The sequence below is a fragment of the Mycobacterium tilburgii genome (assembly GCF_902168065.1).
In the GTDB taxonomy this organism is placed as follows: Bacteria; Actinomycetota; Actinomycetes; order Mycobacteriales; family Mycobacteriaceae; genus Mycobacterium; species Mycobacterium tilburgii.
Genome location: NZ_LR655720.1, coordinates 1 through 16621, shown reverse-complemented (window position 1 = coordinate 16621; position 16621 = coordinate 1). Strand labels below are relative to the sequence as shown.

The window sequence follows — 16621 nt, the reverse complement described above, 5'->3', positions numbered from 1 at the left end:
TGCCAGGCGTGTGGGTTGACTTCCGTCGAATCCCGCGTGTCCCCGGCGGCGGGCGCTGATGTTCACCCTTCGGTTCGACATGCGGGCCCCGAGTGGGCCGGGCCGGATGCGGATCTGTACGCCGCGGCCATCGAGATGTGCGCGTGGGCGGAAACCCGCGGCGCCGTCGTTGACCACCTGCTCGGCGGGCAGCCGTTGCATCCGCTCTGCGGCGGCATCGCGCCGGAGGTGCGCGCCCAGCATGATGACAGCGCCCATGGTGTCACCCTTTCGACGAACCATTCTTTAAGATAGTGGATACTATCCCCGAGGGGTGACGTTTCGACAGGAGTGGACAGCGGTGGCCCAGCGTGCGACGAAGTGGCCGATCCCGGCCCCGACCCCGGCGACGGTGGCGCGTCGGCCGCGCGGCGAACCGCGCAGGCTGTTGCTGGAAGCGGCCCGCGCGCTGTTCGCCGTCCAGGACTATCGCAGCACCACGACGCGGGAAATCGCGCAGGCCGCCGGTGTCACCGAACACCTGCTGTTTCGCCACTTCGGTTCCAAGGCGGCGTTATTCCGCGAGGCGCTGGTGGTGCCCTTCGTCAGCTTCGTCGACGAATTCGGCCGGACCTGGCAGGCGGTGGTTCCCGAGGAGACCGACGAAAAGGAGCTGACCCGGCTGTTCGTCTCGCGGCTCTACGACGTGTTCATCGAATATCAGGGGCTGCTGTTGACGCTGATGGCGGCCGAGAGTCTGTCCGACGAGGAGAAGGCCGATGCCTGCATCGCCGAGGTGCGCCGGGCGGTCATGGTGCTCGGCCAGATCAGCGTCGAGGGCATGCAACTACGCGGTCTACACTCCGAGCACCCGGATCTGCCCGCCCACTCGACGGTGTCGATGATTGCGGGAATAGCCGCGTTGCGGTCGATCTACTTCGGGACCGACCCGCCGCCCCGCGAGGTGATTGTTGAAGAACTCGTCCAAGCGCTTCTGCACGGCTTTATTGCACCGCAACGACTGAGTGAGGAACCCGATAGTGACCAGCCCCAGCGCCAGCGAATTGTATTACGACCCCTTCGATGTCGAGATCGATTCGAATCTGTACCTGGTGTGGAGCGGATGCGCGCGGACGCGCCATTGTAACTACTAACGAGAAATACAACATTTTACGCGCTGAGCCGCTATCGGGACGTGGTGCGCGAACTGCCGAACTGGGAAACCTACCGATCCGGCCGCGGCACCACCGCCGAAATCTTGTTCGCCAACATCGAAGTGCCGCCGGGTATTCTGCTGTTCGAGGATCCACCGCTGCACGACCTGCACCGCAAGCTGCTCTCCCGGGTCTTCACTCCGCGGCGGATGCTCGCGGTGGAGTCGCTGATGCGCGACTTCTGTGTGCGCGAGCTCGACCCGCTGGTCGGGGAGCCGGGGTTCGATTTCATCGCCGACCTGAGCGCGATGATGCCGATGCGGACCATCGGTTATCTGCTGGTCATCCCTGAGGCGGATCAGGAGAAGATCCGCGACCGCAGCGTGGCCAACATCGAATTGCCCAAGGGCAACGACCCTGCCGAGGTGGACGCGAATGTGTTTGCCAACTCCATCGCGCTGTTCGCGGAGTACATCGAATGGCGGGCCACCCATCCCTCCGACGACCTGATGACCGAGCTGTTGCGGGCCGAGATCGAGGAACCCGATGGCACGCGGCGGCCCCTGTCGCGGACCGAAGTGCTGTCCTACACCGCGATGATCGCCGGTGCCGGCAACGAAACCACCGCCCGTTTAATCGGTTTCATGGGACAGCTGCTGTCGGATCACCCCGACTAGCGGCGCGAGCTGGTCGCCGACCCGTCGCTGATCTCGGGTGCGATCGAGGAGACGCTGCGGTACGAACCGCCGTCGCCGATGCAGGCGCGCTACGTCGCACGCGACGACCAGCACTACGGCCAGGTGATGCCGGAGGGGTCGTTTATGCTGCTGCTCAACGCATCGGCGAATCGCGACGAAACTCAGTTCGCCGACCCGGATCGCTACGACATCCATCGGCGCGGAAGCCATCTTAGCTTCGGGGCAGGGCCTGCATTTCTGCCTGGGGTCGGCGCTGGCGCGGCTGGAAGCGTGGGTGGCCTTTAAGGGAGGTCCTCAAACGCTGGCCGGACTGGGAAGTGGACTATGCCAATGCCCACCCGCGCACACCGCGAGCGTGCGCGGGTGGGCGCGGCTGCCGGTGCTGGTCGGGTAGAGCCCGTCAGGCTCGAGCCGGCCGCAGCATGCCCGAGGCTAAGACGGCGAATGCCATCCACGAGGCGGCGTAGCGGAACGCGATCGCGGGCGAGGCGACCGTGTAGAGCACGCCTGTGACGACCTTCGCCACCACATCACCAACCGCCTGGACGACGAACCCGCTGCCCGCAACCGGTCCGGAAGGAGCTGGGACACGACGGCCGATTGCGTCGGTTCAGCAAGCCCGATGCCCGCGCCGGTCAGGGCGAAACCCAGCACGATAACGGCGGCACTGTGCACGCCGGACGCGAACACCAGATACCCCCAGCACGTAGACGCCGCGCCGGTCGCGAAGACGGCCCGTTGCCCGGCCCGGTCATACCAGCGTCCGGCGGCCAGCGACGCCGCCGTAGCCACCGCGTTGTGGCCGGCGTAGATTAAGGATCGCCCGCGACGTCGCCGCCGTGACGGTGCGTTCCGGTGAGGTCAGCAGTTGGGTGGAGCGCAGAATCAGCAGTGTGGTTGCCACATGGCCGAATTCGAAGAATGCCGCGGGCGCCTTGGTCAGGATGAGATCCACCGGCAGCGACGGCGGGTCCGCTTCCGCCAGCATGCCCAGCGTGATCATGCCGACACTGCTGACGCGGTCGTGCGTGAGGAGCCGAAACCCGGTCAGCTGCCACACCTCGGTGATGGTGTGCACCAGCAGCCGCGCGTCGTCGTAGAGCGAGTAGACGTACGGCTCAGGCGGCTTGTCGGACAGTCCGTAACCCGGGAAGTCCAACAGGTAGATGTCGAAATCGTCGGCGAGTTTATGCGTTAAGTCGAAGAATTCGATGCTCGACGTCGGAAAGTCGTGCACGAGCACGAGCGGCGGAGCCCGCGGTGTGCCCGCACCGGCGGCTGAACACCCCGACTTCGTGCCCGTCGTTGGCCGCGGTCGTCGACCGCCAGCGCATTCCGGTACTGAGGTTTTGCCACTCCGCGAAGATGTCCAAGCTGTCAGCATCGCAGAGCCGATCGTGGTTAGAAACCGGGCGCGCTCACGGGCACGTGACGTGTATCCCGAACGTGATTTGTCGCATACCGCTTTGGCCGGGTGCGGTCCCCTGGCCGGAGCCGGTGACCGTGTAGCTCCTGCCGTCCTTGGTGACCAGCACTTGATTGGCCGATTGGGTCGGCTGATAGGGCAATTGATATTGGCCGCTTCCGACCTTGAGCGCCACGGCGAAGCCGTCCACGCTGGGGGGCTTTTCGTCCGACAGAGCCAACGACACCGATGCCGAATCGTCGTGCACGTTGATGCGCGTCGTCAGGTCACCGGACTCGGGGGGCGTGGCGTGCGGCGCCGCCGCCGAGGTCTTGCAGTCGACCGGTGCGGTGATCGTGTGTGAGTGCTGATCCATCATGACGGTGGTCTTCGACAGCGCTGGGGTCGAGCTGGTGGGAGCCGCGGGGCTGCCGCCGTCGCTCGAGCACCCCGACAGGCCGATCACCAACACAACCGTGCCGAGCCCGGCGACGCGCGGGGTGCGTCGCCGCCGAGCGTCCGGTTTCGTCATCGCAAGTCCTCCTAGATGGTCACCAGGAATCTTTTCGGACAGGCCAGTGCGCCCGCTGCACCGGCCCGCGTCTACCGTAGCCGCGAGGCGCTGCTCAGCGCGTGCCCACAGAAGGCCAGGCGTCCCAACTGATCATCATGCTGCGCAGCGGACCGGCGAATACCGGACGCATGACCTGGGGATTGCCAGCGCTGTTCGACGAGCGGTGCCAGCGCGCCGGTGGTGCGCAGCGGGTCATCGTCGAGGTAGACGACGGTGATGTATTGGTGGTCAGTTCGCCACCCGCGGGTCAGTCGGCGCCACCCGGTGCTGGCCCCGAATGTCCAGGCGCCCGCCGTGCCCGGGGTGGCAAGCAGGGCCGGCATATGCTGTGGTGTGCAGCCACTGCAGCCAGTCGTCCTGACGGCCGGCGGCGGGTTCCTCGACGATCAGCAGGATTCCGCGGTGGGGCCGAAACGGCACCACTTCCGGGGAGATGAGAGCGCGCGGCGCGGCGTGCCATTGCAGCAGCCGCGCGGCCCACGGTCCTCGAAGGGAACGCCGAGCAGGTCGAATTCCTCCTTGAGGCTGCCGACGCCGAGAATGAGCCGGCCGTTGCTGACCTTGTCCAAGGTGCCGTACCGCTTGGCGATCTCCAGCGGGTGATGGTAGCCGATGACCTAGAGCCCAAACACGTGCCCATCCAGCCGTACAGCTCGGTTGTTGGCCGCACGGGCCGAAACACGTCACAAAGATGTAATGGCGCAAGCAGTTCGATCGCCGGCTCAGTTGCAGTCTCAGCAATCGCAGCAGCAGTAGCATCCGTCGCAGCAGCACACGCCACCGCGCCGCCCTTGGCCTTGGTGCCCGGGGCGGGCACCTTTTCGGGGTTGATGCCGCCCAGCGTTGAGGTAGCCGCCGCCGGGTGGCTGGTCGCCGAAGTTGATGGGTTCCTGCTGGCCGTGCGGTGTTCCGCAGGCGGGGTTGCCCGATTTGGTGAAGGTGTGTGAGATCGCCCGGCGCACCTCGCGGGTCAGCAGCTGCTGGGCCTGTCGGCCGTCGTTGAATTCGACCTCGGCCAGCGCCAACTCGATGCCCAGCGCGGCGTCGTCGCATAGCACCCGCGCCTGGGTGATCGGGCTTGCGGTGGCGGCCAACGGGTTCCATTTGCCGTGAGCCAGGTCGGCATCGTGATCCTCGACCGCGTCGAGGAGATGCGCGATCCTTCCAAACAGCCGACCGATCTCGCGCAGCGGCGCCTGGTTGCCGGGTCGGCCGGCCAGTACCGCGGTGTAGCCGAACGCTGTGGCGACGGCGGTTTCGGTGGGTACGGTCACCGCCAACAGCGAGCTGCCCGGTCCGGCGGTCGCGTCGAATGCGGCCTGCCGGTCCATCGCGGCGACGAGCGCGATGGTGTCGAGCCCAGCGCGTGACCAGTGTCGGTGCCCTGGCGCGCCCAGCGCTCGGCGATGCGCCGGGCCGCCGGACCGACACCGGCCGCCCCGACCACGCCGTCGTAGTCGTCGACGTGATCGCGCACCCGGGCGGCCGCCAGGGCCAGCGACACCACGGCGGCCAGGCGGGCGCAGTCGCCGGTGGCCACCTCGGCGCGCCGCATGCCGCGCAGTGGGCACGGTCCGGCCTTACGGCGCGTTGGCTTCTCGGTCAATTGCGCCTGGACTAGAAGCGAGACCACAAGACCGTCATAGTTGGTGGCGATCCGCGCGGATTGTCCATAGTCTTCGCGCAGTGCCAGACACAATCCGCATAATCGTGCAGTCCAGGCTGCTGCGAGCTCGCCGCTGAGTCGATGACGGCAGGGCCGGATGATGCCGAACATGCACAGAAGCTACCCGACCCACAGCAAACGCGTGCCGAAACAACGACCTGGTTCGCACCCCGTTTTCGGTGTGCCGCCGCTAACTACCCCGCCGGGGTGGCGCAGGGGTTGTCGGGCATAAACATAATGGAGGTGATGACTATCGTGAAGATCCGGCTTGTCGTGACCGTCGCGATTCTCGTCTCGCCGATGTTGGTGGGCTGCCACTTCGCGAGCAGAAAACCGCCGACGTCGAAGACCCTCGCCGTGCCGATGGAACAGGTGCTCAAGCAGAACAACATCACCGAGAATGTCACACTGGCGGTGGGTAACACCCTGAAACTGCAGTTGGGCTCGAACTACAGCACACCGTATCGCTGGTCAGCGGACACGAAGATCGCCGACTCGTCCATCATTGAGCAGAACAGTCACCAGTACGTGCCGCCCAGCACCGACGCGCTGGGCGCGCCCGGCTCGGAGATGTGGACGTTCACCGCGCTCAAGCCCGGCACGACGACGATCTCCACCAGCTACTCGAGCATCGTCGGCAAGAACCCCGCCCCGGTTTGCCAGTACAGGGCGATAGTGACGGTGCAGTAAAGGCGACGTGGGTTGTCGGCGATCAGATAGCGGATCAGCAATGCATCCCTTTAGCGTTCGGACTGTGCTTGGCTTCCTTCGTAATTGGGCGCAGCGGCCAGACGAGCGCTTCGGGCGACCAGGGATCGTTGTGGGTAGTGCCGGTGAGTTCAGCGATCAGCGATACCGGATTCCAGAACGACACCCCTGCGGCAGACGCCGTCGTCGCCGTTTCCGCGACCCAGTACGTGCGAGAGCCGCTGTGAAAGCTACCGCTCGACGCCTTTCGCCGGAACAATGACGACTTCCTCGGCGAAACGGATCGGGAAGGAGATCGGACACCCGCAGGCCTCGATCACCCAGACCTCTGACGAGGAGGGCACGTGTTGGCGGATCAAACTTACGCACCTGGACGCGGCGAAGTGCGAGGCGGCACTGGCGTCTCATCGTGATGCGCTGGTCGTTGAGTGGAAACACGACCACGACAATGGTGAGCATTCCTGCGCTCAGGTGCCGCCGCTACCGGGCACCCTCGAGGCGTTTATGCGCCTGGTCGAGACCGGGTGGGACGTCGAGGCGGCCCGTCGGCCCCATGGGCAGCACACCACGGTAGTGGTCCATAGTCGATGCCGCCCGGCGTGCGGCGACGTTGCATGACCGACCCGCACCCCACCCAGCACGAGGCCGTGATCCGCGTCGAGGCCGTCTCGGTCGACCGTCCGACGTTAAAACGTTGCCGGACAAATGGACTGGACCGTGCTGCCCCGCACCCCCGGGCGCGACTTCGCCGGAGTCGTCGTCGGCGGCCCGCCGGAGTGGGAGGGCGCCGAGGTGTGGGGGACCGGCGGCGACGTCGGCTTCACCCGTGACGGCTCGCACATCGAACTCCTCAGGGGCCCGATCGAGGTGCTGGCGCGGAAACCGGAGCAACTCAGCTTCGACGAGGCCGCGACCGTCGGCGTCAACTTCGTCGTCGCCTGGTCCGGCACGGTCGACACTGCCCAGCTCACCAAGGGGAGACCATCGCGAGTCTTCGGCGTCACCGGGGGAATGGGCGGCGCCGTCGCGCAGATCGCCTGCGCCCGCGGCGCCCGCGTCATCGGCGTGGGCCGCCGCAAACCCGACCCTCAAACCCCCGCCGCCGCAGTGATCGACGAGTACGTGGCCTTGGGACCCGACACCCCCGCCGAGATCAGACGACTCACCGACGGCAGGGGCGCCGAGGTTGTGTACGACGCCGTCGGCGTGGTCACCACCAACGCCGCGCTCGCCGCCCTGGCCTGCCGCGGCCGGCTGGTCGTCATCAGCGCCACCGGCACCCACACCGTCTACATCGACATCCGGGACCTGTATCGCAACGAAACCCGGATCTTCGGCGTCGACAGCACCAAACTTAAGTGTGATCAACTCCGCGGACGTGCTGCGAAAGATGTTGCCCTACTTCGAGTCCGGCGAGTTCAAATTGCTGCCCGTCACCGCCCACTACCCGCTGGGCGGTCGGAAAAGCCTACGACGCCGTCGCGCAGCCTGGTGCAAATACCTGCACGACTTCTCCCGTGAGGTCCGGCTCACCGGCGACGAATGGTTCACCGCAATGGATTTCATCGAACGACTCGGCAAGATCGCCAGCCCCACCCGCCAAGCGGTGGTGCTGCTGTCCGACCTGCTCGGCCCGTTCTACGTCAAAAACCGCCCCACCGTGCACAACGGCGCCGACATCGCCAACGGCGTCCTCGGTACCCCGATGTTCGTCATCGGCCGCGTCCTCAACGAGCAAGGCGAACCGATAGAGCCGCTTCTGGTACCGCTCGGTGACGCCGCGCTATTACCCGGTGCCCACCGACGGCCCCTGCGGGGAGATCATGCGCGCCGCCAACCGATCCGTGATGCGGCCCCCAGCACGTGCACTTCTGGTTCCACGCCGACGGCTACCACCCGCTGATCACCCAGCTGTTCCTCAAGGAGGACCCCTACATCGGCCGCGACGCGGTCTTCGCCGACCAGACCTCGCTGCAGGCCGACTTCGTGCGGCACGAACCGGGTACCACCCCGGACAGTACCCGCGTCGACGAACCCTTCGTCACCCTGGACTGGACGTTCACCCTGGCTGCCGGATGAAGGATGGCGACCACGACACGCATCCCGCTGGGCCGACCTGGACCGGCAGCCCGAACCGCTACACGAGTGGGCCGACACCGTCGCGGTCCCGCTCTTTGACCAGGTGCACCAAGCGCTGGGGCCGGGGGCCACCGTCGAGGTGCTGATGGGCATCGCCAGGTACGTCGGCCTGGCGCTGATGCTCAACGCGCTCGACGTCGACTCGACGAACCGCCCGGCTGTTCACGATTCCCACGTAGCGTTGCACGACGTGGCCGCGCGGAAGCCTCCCTCGACGCGTCTGACAGCCGACGACTGGCTGTGGGCCTGCTACACCCTGCTCGCCGAGGAAGGCGCCCGCGCGCTGAAGATCGAGCGGCTGTGCAAGCAGGTTGGCGCCACCCGGGGCAGCTTCTACTGGCACTTCGACGACATGGAAAGCTACCGCGCCGCCCTGGTCGATTCGTGGCAGACCTTCTGCGATCAGGACCGGCAATCCTTCGCCGAGATCGACACGTTGCCGCCCCGGGAACGGCTGTCCGGCTTGCGTTGGTCACGCCCCGGCACTGGATGCTGAAACGCGCCATGCAAGAGTGGGCCCGCACCGACGAGGCTGCCGCCGCCAACATTCGCAACGCGGACCGGCAGCTGCTGCGCGCCGTCACCAAGGCCTACGCCGACTACGGCTTCACCCCCGAGGACGCCAAACTACGCGCCGAGCTGACCTTCGCCACCGGCATCGGGCGATCACTTTAACATACTTTAACTTTTAGCATGTTAAGCCCCGGTGGGTCAGTTACCGAAGCCGGTGGGGCTGGGCGGCGTCGCGGGTGCCGGCCCGCCCGGACCCGCCGCATCCAGACGGCTGGCGGCGAAGGCAGCGCCCTTGTCGATCATGGCGCCGTTGTCGGCGTAGGTGTTGTGCGCGGCGAAGTTCATGCCGTCCGAGCACACCGGGTCGTCGGTGGCGCAGACCTCGATGGTCTTGGCCTGAAACGCCGGACCGATCACCACCGGCGGCTCACCCAGGAAGTTCATCGCCCGCACGTTCGGCGCCCCAAACAGCACCACCGCGGCGACGTGGTCTGCGACGTCGGGTGCCAACGGCTTGGGCACGGTGGCGGGGTCAACGCCGTCGGGCACCTGCGCGGAGGTCACAAACCCCATCACGGCCGCGCCCTGGGAAAACCCGCCGAGCACCATCTTGGTCTTTGGGCACTCGTTGGCCATCGACACGATGTGCGCGCCGGCGTCCCGGATCCCGTCCAGCCCAGTGTTCCATTCGTTGCTGGCCGGGTAGTTGACCGCGTACACGTCGACCGACTTTCCGGCCTCGCGCGCACGCAGGTTGTCGACGAACGCCTGCCCTGTGGGGCCGACGCCTTCCGGCTCGCCGGTGCCGCGCGCAAACACCACTTGAGCGTCGGGACATGGCTGAGCCGAAGCCGTAGGGGAGACAACGGAACTAGTGCCAAGGCCCAGCACTGCCACAGCTACGGGGCCAACGATTCGAATGATGTTTCCGGCGATCATGCCGCAATAAGTGCCCATCGGTGCCCATCCCAAACCTATGAGTTCCTTGCCCAGTGGACCACCGATTGCCAAAGACCTCAAAATCGACACGCAGTAAGTGCGACTGGTCTTATTTGGCCTGATGTCCCCGGTCGATGCCGAAGGCCTGCTAGCCGGTCCCGACGTGGTGGTTTGCAGATCCTGCGGCTTGCCCCCCGAGGATAACAAAGGGCAGCGGGCCGCGCGCGGCGGGCGATCGGTCCGAAAGCTGTTCCCGGACCGGGAGTCCTGAAAACTCGTGTTGTCGAGTGGCCGTTAGCATCGCGGGGTGAGCGATCTGCGCGGCGTGCCCCGGCGGGACGTCCTGAAAGTCGCCGGCGCGGTGCCGCTGTTGCTGGGCGCCGCGACGTGGGCCGCCCCGCGCGCCGCGGCCGGTGTGGCGGGGTCGTCGGTGTTCCTCGACCTGGGGCACAACGGCGCCAACGACGCCTCGATCAACCAGCCGGTCCCCAACGGGCGCGGCGGCAGCAAACCCTGCCAGACGTCGGGGCCGCGACCGGCGACTGCTATCCCGAGCACAGCTTCAACTGGGCCTCGTCTGGCTGAGCCGTGAGTCGCTGCGGCACATGGGAGTCACCACCGCTCTGTCCCGCGGCGACGACACCACTGTCGGACCCTGCATCGACGCGCGCGCCGCAAGCCAACGCGATGCACCCCGACGCGATCGTGAGCATCCACGCCGACGGCGGCCCGCCGTCCGGCAGCGGATTCCACGTCAACTACTCCAGTCCGCCGCTGAACGAAGTGCGGGCCGGCTCGGCCGTGCAGCTGGCCCGCACCATGCGGGAGGCCTTGGTGCAGGCCGGGTTTCAACCGTCCACCTACCTGGGGTCGGATGGGCTGTACGGTTGCGCCGACCTGGCCGGGAATTTGGCCCAATACCCGGCGGTCAAATTGGGCAACATGCGCAACCCCGACGAGGCCGCGCTGATGGAAAGCCCGGACGGCCGCGCGAGGTATGCGACCGTCGTCACGGCGGGCATCGTCGCGTTCCTCAACGGCAAGCCTGCATGATGGTGCTGTGGTCAAAGCGCTGTTGTTCGACGTGCAAGGCACGGCGACGGATTGCTTCTCCACGGTCTGCGGCGAGGCGCAACGCATCAGCGCGGGACGTCACCCGGACACCGACTAGCCCGAGCTGGTTCGGCGTTGGCGCGCAGGATACTTCGACGCGCTGACCGCCGCGCGAAAGCACCACGACGGCTGGGTCTCGGTGCACTCGGTGTATCGCGACGCGCTGAAACCCTGCTCGGCGAATGCGGCATCACCGGCTTCTCCAACGCCGAACGCGAGGAGCTGACCCTGGCCTGGCAGCGCCACGAACCGTGGCCGGACGTGGCGCTCGGGCTGTCCTGGCTGAAGGACGAGTTCACCCTGGCGCCACCCTGTCCAACGCCGACGTGTCCGCGGTCATTAGCATCTCCAAGCGGGCACGGCTGCCGTTCGACGCGATCTTCGCCGCCGAGATAGCTGGCGTTTTCAAACCCGACCCGGCGATCTATCGGATGGCCGCCACCTACCTCGGGCTGGATCCCGCTACTCTGACGAGTTCGACATCAACGCGTCGGACTTTCCTGGATCTGGCCGATCAGCTCGGCGCGTCCTGGCCATCCTAACGCTGCACGCTAGGACCTTGCTCGAGTGCAGGCCGGCGGAACCGTGTTGGTCAGTGCCGGGTCCCGGCTGCTCCGACGACATCGACAGCAACCCCCGCACGGCGCGGGCGGGCCAGCAGCCAGTTCGCTGGCTTCCTGAGGTCCAGCCCGCCGAGCAGCTGCTTGATCATGGTCAGCGCCTCGAAGTAAATCCGTTTGCAGACAAGCGTTTCCGTCTCGTCCAAGACGAAGCAGGTGGTCATGCGCACGCGGAACCGGCTGCGGGATCAGCTCGTAGCGCGGATGCGGAAACGTCGCCAGCACGTCTCCCAGTCCTGGCTGACCTCGTCGTGGAAGTGGTCGAGCACGATTTTCTGGCGCGCCGCCAGCACCTCGGGAGCGGGAAACGTCGGGACCGTCATGGGGCGACCTATGAGCCCGGCGGCGTCCACGACACCGGCAACTGCTTGATGCCGTGAATGAATTGCGACAACAGCCGCCAGTTTACCCGTCACGGTGAGGTCCGGGACCTCCACCTCCCGGCACAACTCGTCTGAACACGACCCGGATCTCGCGACGCGCCAGGTTCGCGCCCAGGCAGAAATGCGCCCCGTCGCCGAAGCCCAGATGCGGATTCGGGGTGCACGCGACATCGAACGCCCACGGATTGTCGAAGCGGGACTCGTCGCGGTTGGCCGAGTTGTAGTACAGAGCCACCTTGTCGCCGGCCTTCATCTGCACCCCGCTCAGCTCGAAGTCGCTGGTGAGGGTGCGGCGCATGTAGATCACCGGCGACTCCCACCGCACGATCTCCTCGACCGCCGTCGGCGTCAGCGCGTCGAAATCCGACCACCACTTCTGCCGTTCTTTGGGGAACCGGGACAACGCCAGCACGCCGTGGCTGATCGCGTTGCGCGTGGACTCGTTGCCGACCACCACCAGCAGGATGAAGAACGACGCGATCTCGGCGGAGGTGGAGCCGGTCGCCGTCGATCGCGGCCTCGACCCGGCTGGTGGCCAGGTCTTCGTGGTGGTTGGTTCGCCGGTCCTCGGCCAGCGCGGTGGCGTAGGCGCCGATGTCGATGTACACCTGCATGAACTCTTCGAAGTCGGTGGTCAGATCCGGGTCGCCGAACCCGAGAATCACGTTGGTCCAGTGGAAGATTCGCTGGTGATCCTCCTCCGGAATCCCCATTATGTCGCAGACGACCTGCAGAGGCAGCGGCCCGGCCAGTTCGGTCACCAGGTCGGCGCGGCCGTCCGGATGATTCTCGATCAACGACGTGCGCCCGCTCCCGCACCGAATTCTCAATGCGAGCAACCACTTTCGGGGTGGACGCCCTGCTGACGATCGAACGCAGCCGCTGATGGCGCGGATCGTCGAGCACGATCATCGATCCGAAGTACTCGGCCAGCTCCGGCGTCCGCTCGGCGATCGTGATGCCGCCCGCGGAGCTGAAGATGTCGGGATGACGGCTGGCGAAATGAACGTCGTCGAGTTTGGTCAGCGCCCAGTACCCGCCGCCGGACTCGAAACCCTCGATCTCGATCGCCGGCCAGAACGAGATCGGGGCCTCCCGGCGCAGCGCGGCGAACGCGGTATTGCGGGTGTCGTCCAGTGACTCGAAATGCACATCGGCGAGGGACATCTCGGGCGGTGGCGTCCCGTTCGGTCGCGTCGCCAAACCGGTTTCGAGGCTCACGTGGCCCCTCCTTCGCCGTTGAAAAAGGAATGGGGTGACCACCCGCGAGCCTAGACCGGGATCAGTGCGTACAGACCGTTCTCGCGGGAACTCCGGTGGTTGCGGCCAGCAACACTGCCAGCCCGGCGAGGTGCGTTTCATGAATTGCATCGTGCACCACGGGCGACTGTAGGGAAGCTTAATGTGAAGTTCCAGGAGGGAGCGAACGACCGGAAAGGTGGCGTATCGCATGGCGGGACGACTCAAAACGTGTGGTGGTATTCGGCACGGGCTTCGTCGGCAAAATGGTGATCCCCGAGATCGTCAAGCACCGGCGCTTCGAGTTGGTGGGCGTCGGGGTCAGCAACCCCAACAAAGTTGGCCGTGACGTCGGCGAAATCTGCGGCATGCCGGAGAAGGTCGGCCTGGCCGCAACCGACGACATCGACGCCCTGATCGCGCTGAACCCGACGCGCTGGTGCACTACGGTCCGACGGCCATGCACGCCAAGGAGAACATCGCGCTGATCACCCGGTTCCTGCGGGTCGGCATCGACGTCTGTTCGACAGCGATGACGCCGTGGGTGTGGCCGACCATGCATCTCAACCCGCCGAACTGGATCGAACCGATCACCGAAGCCTGCGAGCTGGGCGAGTCGTCCTGCGTCACCACCGGCATCGACCCCGGCTTCGCCAACGACCTGCTCCCGATGACGCTGATGGGCCTGACCTCGGAAGTGCGCCGGGTGCGTGCCTCGGAGCTGTTGGACTAAACCAACTACGAAACACGTCAACCGGATCGGGCTCGACGCCGCCCCGGACTGGTCCACCGGCCATGACAACGACGTCTACCGCATCGACATCGAGGGCACGCCGAGCATCTTCCAGGAGACCGCGTTGCGGTTCACCGACGGCTCGGGACGCGACGCCGCGCCGGGTGCCTGGCGACGGGGTTGCGGGCCCTGAACGCGGTGCCGGCCGTCAACGATCTGCGGCCCGGCTGGGTGACTCCGCTGGACCTGCCGCTGATCGCCGGAGCAGGCAATATACGCTGATCACAGCAAAAAGTGCGGTGCTGTTCGCCGCGCGCGCCAACCCGAGCATTCCGGCCCGCGGCACCGTGGCGGTGTGCGACTTCGGCGGTAGTGGCACCAGCATCACGCTGATGGACGCGGCGGGCGACTACCAGCCGTTGGCGCCGACGGTGCGGCATCCCGTCTTCTCCTGTGACCTGATCGATCAGGCTGACGACCGTGCTGGGCAACCTGCCCAGCAGCGAGTCCTTCGACGCGGCCGGCACCTCGGTGATCGGGCCGCTGGACCGGCTACGCACCGGATGCCGCAACGCCAAGGAGCAACTGTCGTCCAGCACGGTCGCGACCCTCGGCGAGGGACTGCCGGGGATGCCGGGCGAAGTCCGGATCACCCGCAACGATCTGGGCGACGCGTCCGCCCGTCGCTGACCGCGTCCCTGGCGCTGCTCGACGAGACGTTGGCGCGCAACGGGATTCGCGATCTGGTCGCGGTGGTGTCGGTGGGCGGTGGGGTGCAGATACCGGCGGTGACGACAATGCTGTCCGGGCGCCTGCGCGTTCCCGTCGTCACCACGCCGCGGCCCCACCTGACACCGGTGATCGGCGCGGCGTTGCGCGCCGCGCATGGGCAGGGGGAGACCAGCAAGACCCAGCTTACCCCGGCCGCGGCCACCGCGGTCGCGGTGGAAGACCGTCAGGCGCTGCTGACCGAGGCGCCGCCGTCGGCACCCGTCTCCAGCGCGATGCCGGCGCTGGCCTGGTCGGACGCCGCGGACGAATCGCGGTCCTTCCGTTTCGGCCGGTCCGTGTATACCTCGGCGCGCCCGGCGCTAAGCTTCGAGCAGCCCCTGCACGCTCATCTTGCTACCCTCATGCGAATCGCAGTTTCGACTGCAACTCGCAAACGCCTACACCGCTGTTGCGTCGTGCCGAAACGCTCGGCGCGCCGATATTGCGCCCGCGACCAGCGGTCACGGCAGGGTGAGTAGTGAAAAGCGTTGTGTGGGCTGCTAATCGGGTGACGGATAGCTGACGTGGGTACCACCGCAACCACGTGGCGACCGCGCACCGCCTCGACGATCGAGCCGGCCTCGTGGGCAACGTCGAACACCACGACGTTCGAGTTGTCCCCGAACAGCCAGATGTTGTTGTCGACTTCCCAACTGCCGCCGTCGAGTTCGAAGGTGCCGTGCGTGACCACCCGATCGATGCCGACCATCAGAGCATCACCACCGAACGCAACACGTTGCCGCAGTGCATCTTCTCGAACGCCGCCTCGATGCCGTCCAGCCCGATCCGCTCCGAGACAAACTTTTCCAGCGGGAGCCGGCCCTGCAGGTACAGGTCGATCAGGGTGGGGAAGTCACGCTCGGGCAGGCAGTCGCCGTACCACGACGACTTCAACGAACCGCCGCGAGAAAAGAAGTCGACCAGCGGCATCTGAAGCGTCATGTCCGGCGTCGGCACCCCGACCAGCACCACGGTGCCGGCCAGGTCGCGGGCGTAGAAGGCCTGCTTCCAGGTCTCGGGCCGGCCGACCGCGTCGATCACGACGTCGACCCCGAAGCCGTCGGTCAGGTCCTGGATTGTCTCGACGAGGTCTTTTTCGGCAAGTTCGGCGCTGTTGATCGTGTGGGTGGCGCCGAACGTGCGGGCCCAGTCCAGCTTGGTGTTGTCGGTGTCGACGGCGATGATCCGGCGCGCCCCCACCAGCGCGGCGCCCGCGATCGCGGCGTCGCCCACACCGCCGCAGCCGATCACGGCGGCGGTGTCGTCGCGGGTGATAGCGCCGGTGTTGATCGCGGCGCCGATGCCGGCCATCACGCCGCAGCCCAGCAGGCCGGCCACCGCGGGGTCGGCCTCGGAATTGACCTTGGTGCACTGGCCGGCGGCGACCAGCGTCTTGTCGGCGAACGCCCCGATGCCCAGTGCCGGGGTGAGTTCGGTGCCGTCGGTCAGCGTCATCTTCTGCGTGGCGTTGAACGTGTCGAAGCACAGCTGCGGCCTGCCGCGTTTGCACGCCCGGCACTGGCCGCAGACCGCGCGCCAGTTGAGGATCACAAAGTCGCCCGGCGCAACGGAAGTTACGCCCGGTCCGACGGCCTCGACCGTGCCAGCGGCCTCGTGGCCGAGCAGGAACGGGTACTCGTCTTTGATGCCGCCCTCGCGGTAGGTCAAATCAGTATGGCACACGCCACAGGCGATGATGTCGACGAGGGCCTCGCCGGGGCCGGGATCCGGAACGACGATGTCGACTAGTTCGACGGGCTCGCCCTTCTTGCGTGAAATCACGCCGCGCACTGTCTGACTCATGTGTTCAAACCTACGGTGTAGCTTCGCAGGCTGTGGACGCCACCCGAGAGCCCGTCGGAAACTACCGAGGAATTCACCGACCGAATGGTCGCGCTCGACGGCGCGAGTCTGACGCTGCTGCTCAGCATCGGGCACCAGACGGGTCTGTTGGACACGATGGCCGGGCTCGGCGCCGCCACTAGTG

General features: G+C 66.6%; 13 protein-coding genes and 14 pseudogenes. 14 read left to right on the top strand and 13 right to left on the bottom strand.

Annotation, left to right across the window (positions count from 1 at the left end):
* Positions 1-58: 58 nt before the first annotated feature.
* The 3 pseudogenes from FQ389_RS22535 to FQ389_RS20185 form a co-directional block, all read left to right on the top strand.
* Positions 59-168, top strand: a pseudogene (locus FQ389_RS22535) (LLM class flavin-dependent oxidoreductase); the annotation flags it as partial.
* 172 nt (positions 169-340) lie between these two features.
* Positions 341-1004: pseudogene (locus FQ389_RS12525) on the top strand (TetR/AcrR family transcriptional regulator).
* 15 nt (positions 1005-1019) lie between these two features.
* Positions 1020-2225: pseudogene (locus FQ389_RS20185) on the top strand (cytochrome P450).
* 6 nt (positions 2226-2231) lie between these two features.
* Here FQ389_RS20185 and FQ389_RS20180 read toward each other — a convergent pair.
* The 7 genes and pseudogenes from FQ389_RS20180 to FQ389_RS20165 all read right to left on the bottom strand — a co-directional run bounded on the left by FQ389_RS20180 (position 2232) and on the right by FQ389_RS20165 (position 5587).
* Entirely contained in the window at positions 2232-2360 is a 129-nt protein-coding gene (locus FQ389_RS20180) for a hypothetical protein (protein ID WP_260860725.1), read from the bottom strand.
* Positions 2361-2762: 402 nt separating this feature from the next.
* A pseudogene (locus tag FQ389_RS12505) lies at positions 2763-3204 on the bottom strand (alpha/beta fold hydrolase); the annotation flags it as partial.
* A 45-nt stretch (positions 3205-3249) separates the two neighbouring features.
* Entirely contained in the window at positions 3250-3768 is a 519-nt protein-coding gene (locus FQ389_RS12500; RefSeq protein WP_144208098.1) for a lipoprotein LpqH, read from the bottom strand.
* A gap of 71 nt (positions 3769-3839) precedes the next feature.
* Entirely contained in the window at positions 3840-4133 is a 294-nt protein-coding gene (locus FQ389_RS20175) for a hypothetical protein (protein WP_144208095.1), read from the bottom strand.
* A 147-nt stretch (positions 4134-4280) separates the two neighbouring features.
* A pseudogene (locus FQ389_RS12490) lies at positions 4281-4427 on the bottom strand (LLM class flavin-dependent oxidoreductase); the annotation flags it as partial.
* Positions 4428-4544: 117 nt separating this feature from the next.
* Positions 4545-5084, bottom strand: a complete 540-nt coding sequence (locus FQ389_RS20170; protein ID WP_260860724.1) for a hypothetical protein — start codon at positions 5082-5084, stop codon at positions 4545-4547.
* Complete coding sequence (locus tag FQ389_RS20165; RefSeq protein ID WP_260860723.1) at positions 5081-5587, bottom strand: DUF5685 family protein; 507 nt, start codon at positions 5585-5587, stop codon at positions 5081-5083. Before FQ389_RS20165 ends, FQ389_RS20170 begins: the two co-directional genes overlap by 4 nt.
* 144 nt (positions 5588-5731) lie before the next feature.
* On the opposite strand from FQ389_RS20165, the gene FQ389_RS12480 reads away from it, so the two are divergent.
* On the top strand, positions 5732-6166 hold the full coding sequence (locus FQ389_RS12480) for a protease inhibitor I42 family protein (protein ID WP_144208140.1): 435 nt from the start codon (positions 5732-5734) through the stop codon (positions 6164-6166).
* Positions 6167-6230: 64 nt separating this feature from the next.
* Here FQ389_RS12480 and FQ389_RS20160 read toward each other — a convergent pair.
* A pseudogene (locus tag FQ389_RS20160) lies at positions 6231-6504 on the bottom strand (exodeoxyribonuclease V subunit gamma); the annotation flags it as partial.
* Here FQ389_RS20160 and FQ389_RS12470 point away from each other — a divergent pair.
* From FQ389_RS12470 to FQ389_RS12450, 5 genes and pseudogenes are all read left to right on the top strand, one after another.
* A pseudogene (locus tag FQ389_RS12470) lies at positions 6488-6809 on the top strand (DUF222 domain-containing protein); the annotation flags it as partial. The pseudogenes FQ389_RS20160 and FQ389_RS12470 overlap by 17 nt on opposite strands.
* Positions 6810-6889: 80 nt before the next feature.
* On the top strand, positions 6890-7705 hold the full coding sequence (locus FQ389_RS12465; RefSeq protein ID WP_144208089.1) for a quinone oxidoreductase family protein: 816 nt from the start codon (positions 6890-6892) through the stop codon (positions 7703-7705).
* A gap of 34 nt (positions 7706-7739) precedes the next feature.
* Positions 7740-8087: a peptidase associated/transthyretin-like domain-containing protein gene (locus tag FQ389_RS12460; RefSeq protein ID WP_260860722.1), complete on the top strand. Its 348-nt coding sequence runs from the start codon at positions 7740-7742 to the stop codon at positions 8085-8087.
* Entirely contained in the window at positions 8048-8263 is a 216-nt protein-coding gene (locus tag FQ389_RS12455) for a peptidase associated/transthyretin-like domain-containing protein (protein WP_144208083.1), read from the top strand. Before FQ389_RS12460 ends, FQ389_RS12455 begins: the two co-directional genes overlap by 40 nt.
* A gap of 250 nt (positions 8264-8513) precedes the next feature.
* A pseudogene (locus FQ389_RS12450) lies at positions 8514-8986 on the top strand (TetR/AcrR family transcriptional regulator); the annotation flags it as partial.
* A gap of 48 nt (positions 8987-9034) precedes the next feature.
* On the opposite strand, the gene FQ389_RS12445 reads toward FQ389_RS12450, so the two are convergent.
* Positions 9035-9793: a cutinase family protein gene (locus FQ389_RS12445; RefSeq protein WP_144208080.1), complete on the bottom strand. Its 759-nt coding sequence runs from the start codon at positions 9791-9793 to the stop codon at positions 9035-9037.
* A gap of 307 nt (positions 9794-10100) precedes the next feature.
* On the opposite strand from FQ389_RS12445, the pseudogene FQ389_RS12440 reads away from it, so the two are divergent.
* Positions 10101-10828, top strand: a pseudogene (locus FQ389_RS12440) (N-acetylmuramoyl-L-alanine amidase).
* Positions 10829-10847: 19 nt separating this feature from the next.
* Positions 10848-11349, top strand: a pseudogene (locus FQ389_RS12435) (HAD family hydrolase); the annotation flags it as partial.
* 139 nt (positions 11350-11488) lie between these two features.
* Here FQ389_RS12435 and FQ389_RS12430 read toward each other — a convergent pair.
* Together FQ389_RS12430 and FQ389_RS12425 are read right to left on the bottom strand one after the other, a co-directional pair.
* Positions 11489-11831: pseudogene (locus FQ389_RS12430) on the bottom strand (ester cyclase); the annotation flags it as partial.
* Positions 11832-11839: 8 nt separating this feature from the next.
* A pseudogene (locus FQ389_RS12425) lies at positions 11840-13058 on the bottom strand (cytochrome P450).
* Positions 13059-13396: 338 nt separating this feature from the next.
* Here FQ389_RS12425 and FQ389_RS12420 point away from each other — a divergent pair.
* A pseudogene (locus tag FQ389_RS12420) lies at positions 13397-14145 on the top strand (hypothetical protein).
* A gap of 17 nt (positions 14146-14162) precedes the next feature.
* Positions 14163-15113: a hypothetical protein gene (locus FQ389_RS20155; protein ID WP_260860734.1), complete on the top strand. Its 951-nt coding sequence runs from the start codon at positions 14163-14165 to the stop codon at positions 15111-15113.
* Between the two features lie 44 nt (positions 15114-15157).
* On the opposite strand, the pseudogene FQ389_RS20150 reads toward FQ389_RS20155, so the two are convergent.
* Both FQ389_RS20150 and FQ389_RS12405 read right to left on the bottom strand, forming a co-directional pair.
* Positions 15158-15343: pseudogene (locus FQ389_RS20150) on the bottom strand (MBL fold metallo-hydrolase); the annotation flags it as partial.
* Positions 15343-16437 (bottom strand): S-(hydroxymethyl)mycothiol dehydrogenase, encoded by a 1095-nt coding sequence (locus FQ389_RS12405; protein WP_144208074.1) that lies wholly within the window; start codon positions 16435-16437, stop codon positions 15343-15345. The pseudogene FQ389_RS20150 and the gene FQ389_RS12405, both read right to left, overlap by 1 nt.
* Before the next feature lie 84 nt (positions 16438-16521).
* Here FQ389_RS12405 and FQ389_RS20145 point away from each other — a divergent pair.
* The coding region (locus tag FQ389_RS20145) for a hypothetical protein (RefSeq protein ID WP_260860732.1) at positions 16522-16621 on the top strand (100 nt) is incomplete at its 3' end.